12 protein-coding genes are annotated in these 13,487 nt (G+C 73.7%); 6 read left to right on the forward strand and 6 right to left on the reverse strand.

Features of this window, described 5'->3' with window-relative positions; translation table 11 throughout:
• Nucleotides 1–465 precede the first annotated feature (465 nt).
• Nucleotides 466–3,306: a leucine--tRNA ligase gene (leuS, locus tag O7603_RS29865; RefSeq protein ID WP_281573050.1), complete on the forward strand. Its 2,841-nt coding sequence runs from the start codon at nt 466–468 to the stop codon at nt 3,304–3,306.
• A gap of 95 nt (nt 3,307–3,401) precedes the next feature.
• On the opposite strand, the gene O7603_RS29870 is transcribed toward leuS, so the two are convergent.
• The gene (locus tag O7603_RS29870; RefSeq protein WP_281573051.1) at nt 3,402–4,262 is read right to left on the reverse strand and encodes an ABC transporter permease subunit; all 861 of its coding nucleotides are present in this window, start codon (nt 4,260–4,262) and stop codon (nt 3,402–3,404) included.
• On the reverse strand, nt 4,259–5,170 hold the full coding sequence (locus tag O7603_RS29875; RefSeq protein ID WP_281573052.1) for an ABC transporter ATP-binding protein: 912 nt from the start codon (nt 5,168–5,170) through the stop codon (nt 4,259–4,261). The genes O7603_RS29870 and O7603_RS29875 overlap by 4 nt, the downstream gene beginning before the upstream one ends.
• Before the next feature lie 132 nt (nt 5,171–5,302).
• Between O7603_RS29875 and O7603_RS29880 the strand changes: the two genes are divergently transcribed.
• The gene (locus O7603_RS29880; protein ID WP_281573053.1) at nt 5,303–6,490 is read left to right on the forward strand and encodes a histidine kinase; all 1,188 of its coding nucleotides are present in this window, start codon (nt 5,303–5,305) and stop codon (nt 6,488–6,490) included.
• Entirely contained in the window at nt 6,487–7,143 is a 657-nt protein-coding gene (locus tag O7603_RS29885; RefSeq protein ID WP_281573054.1) for a response regulator transcription factor, read from the forward strand. The genes O7603_RS29880 and O7603_RS29885 overlap by 4 nt, the downstream gene beginning before the upstream one ends.
• Nucleotides 7,144–7,271: 128 nt before the next feature.
• On the opposite strand, the gene O7603_RS29890 is transcribed toward O7603_RS29885, so the two are convergent.
• Genes O7603_RS29890 through O7603_RS29905 form a run of 4 tightly spaced genes read right to left on the reverse strand, consistent with a single transcriptional unit; the run spans nt 7,272 to nt 10,786 of the window.
• Nucleotides 7,272–8,141, reverse strand: coding sequence for a phosphotransferase (locus O7603_RS29890; protein WP_281573055.1), 870 nt, complete (start codon nt 8,139–8,141; stop codon nt 7,272–7,274).
• Nucleotides 8,138–8,830 (reverse strand): VTT domain-containing protein, encoded by a 693-nt coding sequence (locus tag O7603_RS29895; protein ID WP_281573056.1) that lies wholly within the window; start codon nt 8,828–8,830, stop codon nt 8,138–8,140. Before O7603_RS29895 ends, O7603_RS29890 begins: the two co-directional genes overlap by 4 nt.
• Nucleotides 8,827–9,549 (reverse strand): glutamine amidotransferase, encoded by a 723-nt coding sequence (locus O7603_RS29900; RefSeq protein ID WP_281573057.1) that lies wholly within the window; start codon nt 9,547–9,549, stop codon nt 8,827–8,829. The genes O7603_RS29895 and O7603_RS29900 overlap by 4 nt, the downstream gene beginning before the upstream one ends.
• Entirely contained in the window at nt 9,539–10,786 is a 1,248-nt protein-coding gene (locus O7603_RS29905) for a MurT ligase domain-containing protein (protein ID WP_281576869.1), read from the reverse strand. The genes O7603_RS29900 and O7603_RS29905 overlap by 11 nt, the downstream gene beginning before the upstream one ends.
• 355 nt (nt 10,787–11,141) lie before the next feature.
• Between O7603_RS29905 and mraZ the strand changes: the two genes are divergently transcribed.
• The 3 genes from mraZ (at nt 11,142) to O7603_RS29920 (ending at nt 13,487) form a co-directional block, all read left to right on the forward strand.
• The gene (mraZ, locus tag O7603_RS29910; RefSeq protein WP_281573058.1) at nt 11,142–11,573 is read left to right on the forward strand and encodes a division/cell wall cluster transcriptional repressor MraZ; all 432 of its coding nucleotides are present in this window, start codon (nt 11,142–11,144) and stop codon (nt 11,571–11,573) included.
• A 193-nt stretch (nt 11,574–11,766) separates the two neighbouring features.
• Nucleotides 11,767–12,885, forward strand: a complete 1,119-nt coding sequence (gene rsmH, locus O7603_RS29915) for a 16S rRNA (cytosine(1402)-N(4))-methyltransferase RsmH (RefSeq protein ID WP_348651041.1) — start codon at nt 11,767–11,769, stop codon at nt 12,883–12,885.
• Nucleotides 12,882–13,487: a hypothetical protein gene (locus O7603_RS29920; protein ID WP_281573060.1), complete on the forward strand. Its 606-nt coding sequence runs from the start codon at nt 12,882–12,884 to the stop codon at nt 13,485–13,487. Before rsmH ends, O7603_RS29920 begins: the two co-directional genes overlap by 4 nt.

A 13,487-nucleotide genomic window follows, 5' to 3' on the forward strand; every position in this document is an offset into this window, starting at 1 on the left:
TCGTCGCCGGATACGGCAGCTCTGAATAAGAGCACCTGGACCCGCCGTTGGGTTCGCGACGCCGAGCCTCGTCTGCCGCAGAAATCTCACTGGTCTCTCAGGCTAACCATGTTTCTCGTGATCGCCGACCCCCGCAGGCAGACCGTCGGTTACGCCCCGAATATTCGTCAGGTCGGGGGACCATGACCCGACCCGCGACGGGTACCCCACCGGTTTTGGCCGGCCACGCCGTCCCGACCCGTGGTAGCGGGCCGACGTCGCCGCCTGCCCGGGGGGTACACTGCCGTCATGGCCGGAGTCTTCCTGCTTCTTACCGAGCCGTGCTGATGCGCTGAGCGCGCGACAGCACGGCGGCCCCTCCTGCGTGAGGGGCTTTTTTGTGCCCGTCGCCAGCCGGCCGGCCACGGGCGGTGAGCATCAGCAGACAGCACGAGACGACCGCGCCGAGCGACGCGAGGAGAAGCGATGAGTGAGGCAGCCGCACCGGCGGGCGACATCCCCCCGTTCCGGTACACCGCGGCCCTGGCCGACGAGATCGAGAACCGTTGGCAGGACATCTGGGAGCGGGAGGGCACCTTCCACGCCCCCAACCCGAGCGGGCCGCTGGCCGACCCCGGCCACCCGCGGGCCGGCGCGGAGAAGCTCTACGTGCTGGACATGTTCCCCTACCCGTCCGGCGCCGGCCTGCACGTCGGGCACCCGCTGGGCTACATCGGCACCGACTGCTTCGCCCGCTACCAGCGGATGGCCGGCCGCAACGTGCTGCACGCGATGGGCTTCGACGCGTTCGGCCTGCCCGCCGAGCAGTACGCCGTGCAGACCGGGACCCACCCCAGGACCACCACCGAGCAGAACATCGAGCGGTACAAGGCCCAGCTGCGCCGGCTGGGCCTGGCCCACGACGAGCGCCGGTCGGTCGCCACCATCGACGTCGACTTCTACCGCTGGACCCAGTGGATCTTCCTGCAGATCTTCAACTCCTGGTACGACCGGGACGCGAGGAAGGCCCGGCCGATCGCCGAGCTGATCGCGCAGTTCGAGGGCGGTAACCGGCCGACCCCGGACGGCCGCCCGTGGGCCGAGCTGTCGGTGGCCGAGCGCCGGCGGATCGTCGACGACCACCGGCTGGCCTACGTCTCGGAGGCGCCGGTGAACTGGTGCCCGGGGCTGGGCACCGTGCTGGCCAACGAGGAGGTCACCGCCGACGGCCGCTCGGAGCGGGGCAACTTCCCGGTCTTCAAGCGGAACCTGAAGCAGTGGATGATGCGGATCACCGCGTACGGCGACCGGCTGCTGGACGACCTGGACACGCTGGACTGGCCCGAGGCCATCAAGCTGATGCAGCGCAACTGGATCGGTCGGTCCACCGGCGCGCACATCGACTTCCCGACCGGCCTGGAGCCGATCCGGGTGTTCACGACCCGGCCGGACACCGTCTTCGGGGCCACCTACATGGTGCTGGCGCCGGAGCACGAGCTGGTCGACGCGCTGGTGCCGGCGGCCTGGCCGGACGGGACCAGGGACGCCTGGACCGGCGGGCACGCCAGCCCCCGGGCGGCCGTGGAGGCGTACCGCAAGGCGGCGGCGGCCAAGACCGACGTCGAGCGGCAGGCCGACACGAAGGAGAAGACCGGCGTCTTCGTCGGCGCGTACGCGACCAACCCGGTCACCGGCGCGCAGATCCCGATCTTCATCGCGGACTACGTGCTGGCCGGCTACGGCACCGGCGCGATCATGGCGGTGCCCGCCCAAGACGAGCGGGACTGGGCGTTCGCCGAGGTCTTCGACCTGCCGATCGTGCGCACGGTGCAGCCGGCCGCGGGCTTCGACGGCAAGGCGTACACCGGTGACGGCCCGGCGATCAACAGCGCGGCGCCCGACCGCGGCCTGGACCTGAACGGCCTGGGGGTCGCCGACGCCAAGGCGCGGATCATCGAGTGGCTGGAGGCCGACGGGCACGGCCGCGGCGCGGTCACCTACCGGCTGCGCGACTGGCTGTTCAGCCGGCAGCGCTACTGGGGCGAGCCGTTCCCGATCGTGTACGACGAGACCGGCGCGGCGATCGCGCTGCCCGAGGAGATGCTGCCGGTCGAGCTGCCCGAGGTGGACGACTTCTCGCCGAAGACGTTCGACCCGGAGGACGCCGACTCCAACCCGGAGACGCCGCTGTCCCGGCGCCGGGACTGGGTCGAGGTCGAGCTGGACCTGGGTGACGGCCCGAAGCGGTACACCCGGGAGACCAACGTGATGCCGCAGTGGGCCGGCTCCTGCTGGTACGAGCTGCGCTACCTGGACCCGACCAACGCCGACCGGTTCGTGGACGCCGAGAACGAGCGGTACTGGATGGGTCCGCGCGGCGAGGGCGACTGCGGTGGCACCGACCTGTACGTCGGTGGCGCCGAGCACGCCGTGCTGCACCTGCTGTACGCCCGGTTCTGGCACAAGGTGCTGTACGACCTGGGCCACGTGTCGAGCTTCGAGCCGTTCCGGCGGCTGTTCAACCAGGGCATGATCCAGGCGTACGCGTACACCGACGCCCGGGGCAGCTACGTGCAGGCCGAGGAGGTGGTCGAGCGCGAGGGCGGCTACTACCTGGGCGACGTCGAGGTCAACCGCGAGTACGGCAAGATGGGCAAGTCCCTGAGGAACGTGGTCACGCCGGACGAGATGTGTGCCGCGTACGGGGCGGACACGTTCCGGGTCTACGAGATGTCGATGGGCCCGCTGGAGGTGTCCCGCCCGTGGGAGACCCGGGCGGTCGTGGGCTCCTACCGGTTCCTGCAGCGGGTCTGGCGCGCCGTCGTGGACGAGCAGACCGGCGAGCTGCGGATCACCGAGTACCCGGCCGACGAGGCGACCCGGCGGCTGCTGCACCGGGTGATCGACGGGGTCCGCGCCGACATGGACGGGATCCGGTTCAACACCGCGATCGCCAAGCTGATCGAGCTGACCAACGGGCTGACCCGACTGTCGACCACGCCCCGTGAGGTGGCCGAGCCGCTGGTGCTGATGCTGGCGCCGTTCGCCCCGCACGTGGCCGAGGAGCTGTGGCGGCGGATGGGGCACGACGCCTCGCTGACGTACGCGGACTTCCCGGTGGCCGACCCCGCGCTGCTGGTCGCCGAGTCGGTGACCTACCCGGTGCAGGTCAACGGCAAGGTCCGGGGCCGGGTCGAGGTGCCGGCCGACGCGGCGGAGGAGACCGTCCGCGCGGCCGCCCTGGAGGCCGTCGCGGCGAGCCTGGGCGGCAAGGAACCCCGCAAGGTCATCGTCGTGAAGGGCCGGATGGTCAGCATCGTCGCCTGACCCACGCGTCGATCATGGAGTTGTGGTGCCCGGTTGACCCGGGGACCCGGGGATCGATCCCCCGCCACGACTCCATGATCGGCGAGGTGGGGCGGTTACGGGTCGCGGCGGTGGACGACGACGCCGGCGGCCACGACGGACGCCAGCGACCAGCCGGCGAAGGCCAGCCAGGAGCCCGCGACGCTGGCCGGGAACGGATCCGGGTGCAGGATGTCGGGATGCACCTCGATCAGCCGCTGCCAGGCCGCGACGGGGAGCACGTGGCGGAGTTCGGCGATCCACCGGTGCTTCTCGCTGTCGACGACCAGCGGTAGCAGCACGAGCACCGACGTGGCCGCGACGACAGCCCCGGCGGCGTGCCGGATCACCGCGCCGAGCCCCGTCCCGAGCAGTGCGCACACCGGCACGAGCAGCGCGCTGGCGAGCACGGCGCGCGCCACCCCCGGCTCGCCGATCGACCACTCGGCGTCGCGTCCGGCGAGGATCGCCTGGGACACCCCGAAGGAACCCGCCGAGGTGACCAGGCCGAACACGAGCATGACCGCGGTCAGCACGGCGGCCTTCGCCGCCACCACCGACCGACGGGCGGGGACGGCGGCGAACGTGGTGCGGATGAGCCCGCTCTGGCACTCGCCGACGACGGTCAGCGCGCCGACGGTGGTCGCGGCGAGCATCAGCAGCAGGTAGCCGGCCTCCGGAAAGGCGTCCCGCACCGGTCCGTAGAGGTGGAACATCTCCCGCCGCCCGTCCGGGTATGTCGGCCAGTTCCGGTAGTCGGCCAGGCTGGCGTTGACGCTGACGGCGATGACGAACAGGAAGACCAGCGGCAGCGTCCACCGGGTCGAGCGCAGTGACCACAGTTTGATCCACTCCGCGGCCAGCAGGTCGGCGAACCGGGCCGGGGGGTGGGTCGCGGCCGTACGGGTGGGCCGCTCGGTGGTGGTGGCGGTGCTCATCGGGCCTCCCCGGCGGAGTATTCGACGCTGTCGGCGGTGAGTTCCATGAAGGCCTCCTCCAGCGAGGCGGTACGGGTGGTCAGCTCGTGCAGCGGGATCCGGTGGGCGAACGCGAGCTCGCCGACGCGGGTGGCGGTCAGGCCGGTCACGGTGAGCACCCCGGCGCCGTCCGGGCGAGCGGTCGCACCCTCGGCGGTCAGCGCGACGGTCAGCGCCGCCGGGTCGGGCGTACGCACCAGGACGCTGGTCCGGGTGCTCCGGGCGGAGAGCTCGGCCAGGCTCTGCTCGGCCACCAGCCGCCCCCGGCCGATGACCACGAGCCGGTCGGCGCAGTTCTCCATCTCGCTCATGAGGTGGCTGGAGACGAAGACGGTCCGCCCCTCGGCCGCCAGCCGCCGGAACAAGTCCCGTACCCAGCGCACGCCCTCCGGGTCCAGGCCGTTGAACGGCTCGTCGAACAGCAGCACCGGGGGGTCACCCAGCAACGCGGCGGCGATCCCGAGCCGCTGCCGCATGCCCAGCGAGTAGCCGACGATCCGCCGCCGGGCGGCCGCGGCCAGCCCGACCTCGGCGAGCACCTCGTCCACCCGCCGACGGGGGATGCCGTTGCTGCGGGCCAGCGCGGACAGGTGCGCCACCCCGGTGCGTCCACCGTGTACGTCCCCGGCGTCGAGCAGCGCGCCGGCGTGGCGCAGCCCCCGGGGGTGGTCGGCGAACCGGACCCCGGCGACCGTGACCGTTCCGCTGGTCGGCCGGGTGAGGCCCAGGATCATCCGCAGCGTCGTGGACTTGCCCGCGCCGTTGGGGCCGAGGAACCCGGTGACCTGGCCGGGCGGCACGCCGAGGGTCAGCTCGTCGACGGCCGTCGTACGGCCGTACCGTTTGGTTAGCGCGTGTAGTTCGATCATGCCTGTACGGTGCCGGGCGGCGACCCGGCCGGGCATCGCGCCGCGGGCCACAACCGCCGTCCGTCGATGCGCCCCGGGGCGTACGCCCGTGGGCCGATGCCGGTGCGCACCCCGGCTGGCTACCGTAAGCGCATGGCCGCCCTCGCCCTTCCGCCGCAGCGCGTCCCGCGAGCGGTGCGCGCGGTGCTGGCCTGGACCGGCGTCGCCCTGCTGCCGCCCGCCCTCGTGCTCGCCTCGGTGCTCGCGGACAGCCCCGACGCCTACGGGTTCGGCGAGTGGTGGATCCCGGAGCGTTACCTGGTGCCGGTGCTGGCCCTGGCGCCGGCCGCCGGGCTGCTGCGGCGTCGCCCGGTGGTGGCGCTCGGGCTGATGCTCGCCGCGGCCTGCCTGGTCACCGTCTCGGTCAACGCCGGGGAGGACGGCTATCTCCGCGACATCTGGTACGCGCAGTTCCTGACCATCGACCTCGTCGTGGGGCTGGTCGCGGCACAGCGCCGGCGCCGCGTCTCGCTGCCCGTCGCCGCCGGCGTGCTCGTCGTGCAGGTTGCCGCGGCCTTCGTGAACGTCAGCGCGGACCCGCTCAACCGGGCCGTCCTCTCCCTCCTGGCCGTCGTCACCGCGTGGACGGTCGGCAACTCGGTCCGCGCCCGGCGCGGGTACGCCGAAGCCCTGCGCGCACACGCGGCCGCCGAGGCGGTCACCGCCGAACGGCTGCGGATCGCGCGGGAGCTGCACGACATGGTGGCGCACAGCATCGGCGTGATCGCCATCCAGGCGGGCGTGGGCGCCCGGGTCATCGACAGCCAGCCGGCGGAGGCACGGTCCGCGCTGGCCACCATCGAGGCGACGAGCCGGGAGACGCTCGCCGGGCTCCGCCGTACGCTCGGCGCGCTGCGTCGCCCGCAGGCGGAGTCGGCGTCGCTGGACCCGACGCCCGGCCTCGCCGACCTCGACCGGCTGGTCGCGGCCGCCGCGGATGCCGGCCTGACCGTGACAGTGCGCCGGCGGGGTGAGTCGGGGCCCCTGCCGTCCGAGGTGGACCTCGCCGCGTACCGAATCGTCCAGGAGGCGCTCACCAACGTGATCCGGCACGCCGGTGTGCCCGGCTGCCGGATCACCGTGGAGCAGCGACCCGACGAGCTGACCGTGGAGGTCGTCGACGACGGCCGGGGCGGCCCGGTCGGGGGCGAGGGGCACGGCATCGTCGGCATGCGGGAGCGCGTCGCCCTGCTGGACGGCCGGTTCCACGCCGGGCCCCGGCCGGACGGCGGCTTCCGGGTGGCCGCCCGGCTGCCGCTCGCGGAGGAGGGGGGCCGGTGAACGTGCGGGTGCTGCTCGCCGACGACCAGCCGCTGGTCCGCGCCGGCCTGCGGGTGCTCATCACCGACGCGCCCGACCTGGACGTCGTCGGCGAGGCCGGCAGTGGCGCCGAGGCGATCCGGCTGGCCCGTGACCTGGCGCCGGACGTGGTGTTGATGGACCTCCGGATGCCCGGCACGGACGGCATCCAGGCGACCCGGGCGATCACCGCGCACGGTGGGCCGACCCGGGTGCTGGTGCTCACCACGTTCGACGACGACGAGCACGTGCACGGGGCGCTGCGTGCCGGCGCGAGCGGCTTCCTCGTCAAGGACATGGCGCTGGACGACATCCTCGGCGCGATCCGGGTGGTCGCCGCGGGTGATGCGCTGATCGCGCCCGGCGTCACCCGCCGCCTCATCGCCGAGTTCGTCCGCCGGCCCGGACCCGTCGCCGGCCGGCGCTCCCTCGAGGGTGTCACCGACCGGGAGCGCGAGGTGCTGACCCTGGTCGGCCGTGGCATGTCGAACGCGGAGATCGCCGCCCACCTGATGATCAGCGTGGCCACCGCCAAGGCGCACGTGGCCCGGCTCTTCACCAAGCTCGGCGCCCGGGACCGGGTGCACCTCGTGATCGCGGCCTACGAGGCGGGGCTGGTCTCGCCGCCGCGGTGACCCGGACCGGTCCGGCAGGCCGGCAGCGCCGGGCGGACGGGACCCTTCCGGAAAACGCCCCACGGCTTGCGAACCTGACCACCCCATCCGCGTCGTCGGTCGAACGTGGCCCCCGCCTGGAGCGCGGGTCAGTCGCGCAGGGCGGCGGTGACGGCGTCGCGGTTGGCCAGCAGCCAGTCGTGCCAGCCGCGTACCAGCTCGACCACGCCCGCCGCCCGGAGCCGGCGCATGCCGGGCTCGTTCCGTTCGGCGCCGACGGCGATGCCGCGCCAGGTGCCGCCGATCTGGTCGAGCATCGTGTCCACCAGCTCGACAGGGGAGAGCGGCGGGCCGTCGTCCCCGCTGTACCAATCGCGGATGAGCCGGGCGCGGCGGGCCAGCTCGCCTGGGTCCGCTCCCGGACCCAGGCTTGCCCAGTGCCAGCAGGCGAATGCCACGTCCTCGATTCGGCGACCCGGGGACGCGAGGTCCCAGTCCAGGAACGCCACCGGAAGGGGGCCCTCCGGGAAGTCTCGGTAGACCGTGTTCTTCGGCGACAGATCGCGGTGGCAGACGGTCTCGGCGTCGCCGGCCAGCGGGGTGCCGGCACACGCGTCGTGCAGCCGCCGGATCAGTCCGGCCAGCCGGATCAGCGCCGGATCGGCGGCGTACGCCGGATCCTCCTCGTCCCGCCAGGGCACCTCGCCGGCGACGTGGCTGAGCACCTGCCGGCCCTGCTCGTCCGTGCCGAGGTGGCGGGGCGCGAGGTCCGCGCCGACCCGCGCGAGGTGCCCGAGCAGCGCCGCCACGAAGTCGGCGTTGGCCGGTGGGGTGCGCCGCACGGTGTCCCCGATCCGGACCACCTCGGCGATGAAGCCGCCGCGCAACCGTTGTTCCGTGTCGGCCGGGACCGCCACCGGCTGCTCCGTCGCGGCCGTGACCGGAGGCGACACCCGCTCCTCGCCGGCCGCGACCGCCGGCGCCGGCGGCCGGCCGTCCGGGCCGGGCCGGCCCGTCATCGTGCCGGTACCGCCGCCAGTCGCCGGGCACGCTCGGCCCGCCACCAGCCGCGGAGCAGCACCACGCTGGCGATCAGGCCGAGCCCGGCCGGCGCCGCGGCGTACCAGTGGAAATCTCCCGGCGAGGTGACCGCCGCGCCGACCGCGGCGTAACCGAACGCGCTCGGGGTGGAGGCGATCACGGTGCCGGCGAGGAACGGCAGCATCCGCGCCCCGGTGGTGCCGTAGCCGTAGCTGACCAGCCCGAAGCCGCCGACCGGCAGCAGCCGCACGGTGACCACGCCGAGCACGTTCTGCCGGGTGAACCAGCCGTCCAGGCGGGCCAGCCGCCCGCGGACCCGCTCGGCGACGAACGCCCGGCCCAGCAGGCGGCCGACCACGAAGCCGATCGCCGCCGCCAGCAGCGCCGCGAGCAGGGCGTACGCGGCGCCCTCGAGCGGGCCGAAGATGGCGCCGGACGCGAGCGTGAGGAAGGTCCGGGGGATCAGGGCGACCAGCAGCAGCGCGCCGCCGACGACCGCCACGACCGGGGCGAGGCCGCCGAGCCGGTCGGCCAGCCCCGGCAGGTCGGACGGATCCGGCCGGGGCGCCACGAGCAGGAGGAGGCCGCAGGCGGCGATCACGAGCAGCAGCACCGCGAACCGCACGACCGACGGTTGCCCGAGCACCCGCCGGACGGCTGAGGTCACGGTCGGGCGGCGGCGGACACCGCGGCGCGGCGCTCGGACCGGAGCCGGTCGGACCAGGTGTCGTCCACCGGCGGAAGCTGGTGCACGCCGGTGGCCCAGCGCAGCAGCAGGTCGGCCAGGGCCGGGTTGCGGGCCAGCGCCGGCCCGTGCGAGTACGTGCCGAGCAGCTTGCCCCGCCAGGCCCCCTCGGTGGCGCCGTCGTTGCCGATCCCGGTGGTCACCCGGGCCAGCGGCGAGACGCCCGGGCCGAGGTGGGTGCGGCCGCCGTGGTTCTCGAAGCCGCTCAGCGGCGGGATGCCCAGCCGCGGGTCGATGTCGCCGGCCAGCTCGCCGACGGCCCGGGTGTCCGCCCGGTCGGAGCTGAGGTCGAGCAGCTCCAGGCCGGCGCACTTGGTGCCCTTGGCGAAGAAGGAGGTGCCGAGCAGCTGGTAACCGGCGCACACGCCGAACACCACCGAGCCCTGGGCCACCGCCCGGTGCAGGCCGCCGTCGGCGATCAGCCGCTGCGCGCCCAGCGCCTGCGGGCCGTCCTCGCCGCCGCCGAGCAGGTAGATGTCCGCGGTGGCGGGCAGCCGCTGGTCCGAGCGGACCTCCAGCACCTCCACCGGCATGCCGCGCTGGCGCGCCCGCCGCTCCAGGATCAGGGCGTTGCCCCGGTCGCCGTAGGTGGAGAGCAGGTCGGGATAGATCCAGACGATGCGCAAGCTCTCAGTTGACACGGTCCAACTCCGCTCGGATGTCCTGGAACGCGGTGTAGTTGGCGATGACCTCCAGGCGCCCGGCGGGCACCGCGTGGATCGCCTCGGTGAACGACCGTACGTGCTGGAACGGCACGTCGTTGACGTCCAGGCGGACCGCCAGGTCGTACGCCCGATCGCCGGTGATCAGCACCTGCCGGCCGCGCAGCGGGGCGAAGTCCACGTCGAACAGCCACGAGGTGTCCAGCCCGTCGGGGTCCCGCGCGTTGATCGACAGTAGCGTCGGCGCCAGGTCGGCCATGTCGAACGCCTCGAGCCAGCTGGCCGGGTTCTTGGCCAGCAGCAGCCGGATGTTGCGCCCGTCGCGCTCCACCTGGGCGTAGCGCCCGGCGACCGAGGTGACGCTGGCCAGCCGGGACACGGCGTCGACCGGCCGTACGCCGAACTCGGCGGCCACCGCGAGCGCGGTCGCCGCGTTGCCGAGGTTGACCTTGCCGGGCAGTTGGAGCGCGACCTTGTGCCAGGCGCCCGTCGGGTCCAGCACACCCTCGTCCTCCACCGTCCACTGCGGCTCCGGTCGGCGCAGCGGGCAGCCGGTGCACCACCACTGTTCACCGGAGCGCTGGATGGTCGAGCCGCACTCGGGGCAGACCCAGGAGTCGTCGTGCCACCGCTGGCCCGCGCTGAACCAGGTGACGTGTGGCGGGGTGACCCGGTGGTCGTGGTTGGCCGGGGGCGAGGCGGCCCAGACGACCATGGGGTCGTCGGCGTTGGCCACCACCCGCACGTCCGGGTGCCGGACCAGCGCCGCGCGCCAGAGCTGCGCCATCATGGCGACCTCCTTGGCGCGGTCGAGCTGGTCGCGGGACAGGTTGAGCAGCGCCACGACGTGCGGCTCGGTGGCCTCCAGCACCTGGGCGAGGTAGTGCTCGTCCACCTCGAGCACCGCGTACGGGGTGCTGCCGGCCTTGGCCAGAGCCGAGGTGTGGCCGGTGGGCATGTTGGCGCCGAAGGAGTTCGTGGCCACCCGGCCCAGCACGCCGACCGCCGCCGCGGCGAGCCGGGTGGTGGTGGTCTTGCCGTTGGTGCCCGAGACGAGCGCGATGGCGCGCCCGGAGGAGAGGTGCGCGAGCAGGTCTGGGTCGATCTTGAGGCCGATCCACCCGCCGATCACCGAGCCGTCGCCCCGGCCGGCGGCCCGTGACAGGGCCGCGGCGGTCCGGGACACGGAGCTGGCCACCTTCGCCCGCAGGGGCATCTTCGCGTCCGTCACGCGAGCGAGGTTACCGGACCACCGGCCCCACCAGATCGCCGCCGACGGCGAACCGTTCGGCCGGGGAGCGCGCGCGGGCGGCCGATAACGGCTCGGCCGGACAGAGTCGGTCGATGTCGGAAAGCGGACGCCCCGCCGGGCGCGCTCTCACCCTCCACTCCGCTCCACCCCCTGTGACGTGCGGTTTTGGTCGGAGGCCGGGCGCGCCACGCGGGCGATTCTGGTTGCAGGTGGAGGGAAGTGGAGTAGAGTGGGGCCCAATGGTGAGGCCGGGAGGGCCCCACCGGCCCGGGGGGTCAGCGGCGCCGCGAACGCCGCTCAAGGGCGAGGGGGTAGGGCCGTGTTTCTCGGCACCCACACTCCGCGCCTGGACGACAAGGGCCGGTTGATCCTTCCGGCGAAGTTCCGGGACGAGTTGGCGGGGGGTGTCGTGATCACCAAAGGGCAGGAGCGCTGCCTCTACGCCTTCCCGATGCCCGAGTTCCAGCGGATCGCGGAGCAACTGCGTGCCCAACCGATGACGAGCAAGGCGGCCCGGGCCTACAGCCGGGTCTTCTTCGCCAGCGCGCACGACGAGGTGCCGGACAGGCAGGGCCGGGTGACCATCCCGGCGCACCTGCGGGAATACGCCGCCCTCGACCGTGAACTGGTGGTCATCGGCGCGAGCACGCGGGTGGAGATCTGGGACAAGGTCGCCTGGGAGACCTACCTCGCCGAGAGCGAAGACGAGTTCGCCGACATCGAGGAGGGGGTGCTGCCCGGCGGTCTGTAGGGCGGAACGGCGCCCGGCGTACTGCGAGATCTCCAGCCGCTTTCGAGTTCCTGGCACCCCTTCCCCGGTGCCAGGCGCACGATCTCTCGGGGGGCCACGGCCTCGCGACGGGCGGGAGCGGATGGGGATCTGGCGGTACGGCGACCGGCGCCGACCGACGCCGGGGCGCGAGACGGAAGAACGGTAACCAGCGGTGGGGGTCGACATGGGGGAGCTACGCGGCACGCACGTGCCGGTGCTGCTCGAGCGGTGTCTCGAGCTGCTCGCCCCCGCGCTGGGCCGGGGCGGCCGGACGATCCACGTCGACGCGACGCTGGGCTTGGGCGGCCACGCCGAGGCGGTGCTCGAGGCGCACCCGGAGACGGTGCTGGTCGGGCTCGACCGGGACACCGAGGCGCTCGCCCACGCGCGCGTCCGGCTGGCCCGGTTCGCCGACCGGATCCATCTGGAGCACGCCGTCTACGACGAGTTGCCCGACGTGCTCGGCCGGCTGGGCTACCCGGAGGTCGACGGGATCCTGTTCGACCTGGGGGTCTCGTCGCTGCAACTGGACGCGCCCGACCGCGGGTTCGCCTACGCGCAGGACGCCCCGCTGGACATGCGGATGGACCAGACCCGGGGGGTGACCGCCGAGGAGGTGGTCAACGCCTACGGCCACCCGGAGCTGGCCCGGGTGCTGCGGGTCTACGGCGAGGAGAAGTTCGCCGGGCGGATCGCCTCGGCGATCATCCGGGAACGGGAACGCGCCCGGATCACCTCGTCCGCACGGTTGGCCGAGCTGGTCAGGGAGGCCATTCCGGCACCAGCCCGACGAACCGGTGGACACCCGGCAAAGAGAACGTTTCAGGCGTTGAGGATCGAGGTAAACAGAGAGCTGGCCGCGCTGGAGACGGCGCTGCCGGCCGCGCTCGACGCGCTCCACGTGGGCGGTCGCATGGTGGTCCTGTCCTACCACTCGCTGGAGGACCGGCTCACCAAGGCGGCGCTCGCCGATCGGGTTCGCAGTAAGGGCCCGGTCGACCTCCCGGTCGAGCTACCCGGTACCGGTCCGACGTTCCGGCTGCTCAGCCGGGGCGCGGAGCTGCCCGGGGAACGGGAGGTCGCCGCGAACCCGCGCGCCGCCTCGGTGCGGTTGCGGGCCGCGGAGCGTATCGACCCGGATGCCGAGCAGCAGGGGCGGACCGACCGCGAACGGTACCGCCGGCGAGTCAAGGCGATGCACCAACCGGGGACGGGGTCCGCGCGATCCGTGGGGGATCGGCGGACGCCGGGGGACGGCAGAGGGACGGACGAAGAGGGGGAGGGGACATGAGCGTTGACAGGCGCGAGCGCCGGGACATCACCGGCGTCGGGCAGCGCGCACCGCGGTCGGGGGGCCGGACCGCGGCGGAGCGAGCCACCCGCGTCGGGAACGGTACGGCACGCATGGATGGCGGTAATCGGCAGGGGGAGACCCGCGCGCGGGGGGCGCGCGAGTTCCCGACGCAGGGCAACGCGGCGCTGCGCCCGGCCGAGCGGACCGCCGGCACCGGCACCCGTGCGCCGCGGCTGCGGGTGGCGCCGCCGCCGCCGGTCTCCGTGCCGCGGGCGCCGTTCGCGGCGCTGATCGTGGTGCTGGTGGTCGGTGGGGTGCTCGGCGTCCTGCTGGTCAACACCAAGATCAACGAGAACGCGATCCGGCTGGAGAAGCTCCAGCAGCAGCAGGCCAAGCTCGACCTGGAGGAGGAGGCGCTGAACAAGCAGATCGCCGACTTCGAGGCGCCGGGCAACCTGGCCGCCGCGGCCCGCAAGCTCGGGCTGGTCGAGTCGGGCGAGCCGGGGTACGTCCGGCTGCCGGACGGCCGCTCGATCGGCGTGCCGCAGCCGGCCACCGGCCAGCCGTCGGTGGCCAGCCAGCAGGGCACGGGAGGCTGA

This window comes from Micromonospora sp. WMMD812 (genome assembly GCF_027497215.1).
Classification (GTDB): Bacteria; Actinomycetota; Actinomycetes; order Mycobacteriales; family Micromonosporaceae; genus Micromonospora.

Bases quoted from the DNA above. Each gene is read 5' to 3' on its own strand.
- O7603_RS29890 (WP_281573055.1), bottom strand. From the start codon at position 8,141: ATGACGGGCCGGCCCGGCCCGGACGGCCGGCCGCCGGCGCCGGCGGTC.
- O7603_RS29880 (WP_281573053.1), top strand. From the start codon at position 5,303: ATGGCCGCCCTCGCCCTTCCGCCGCAGCGCGTCCCGCGAGCGGTGCGC.
- O7603_RS29870 (WP_281573051.1), bottom strand. From the start codon at position 4,262: ATGAGCACCGCCACCACCACCGAGCGGCCCACCCGTACGGCCGCGACC.
- O7603_RS29920 (WP_281573060.1), top strand. From the start codon at position 12,882: ATGAGCGTTGACAGGCGCGAGCGCCGGGACATCACCGGCGTCGGGCAG.
- O7603_RS29875 (WP_281573052.1), bottom strand. From the start codon at position 5,170: ATGATCGAACTACACGCGCTAACCAAACGGTACGGCCGTACGACGGCC.
- leuS (WP_281573050.1), top strand. From the start codon at position 466: ATGAGTGAGGCAGCCGCACCGGCGGGCGACATCCCCCCGTTCCGGTAC.
- O7603_RS29905 (WP_281576869.1), bottom strand. From the start codon at position 10,786: ATGCCCCTGCGGGCGAAGGTGGCCAGCTCCGTGTCCCGGACCGCCGCG.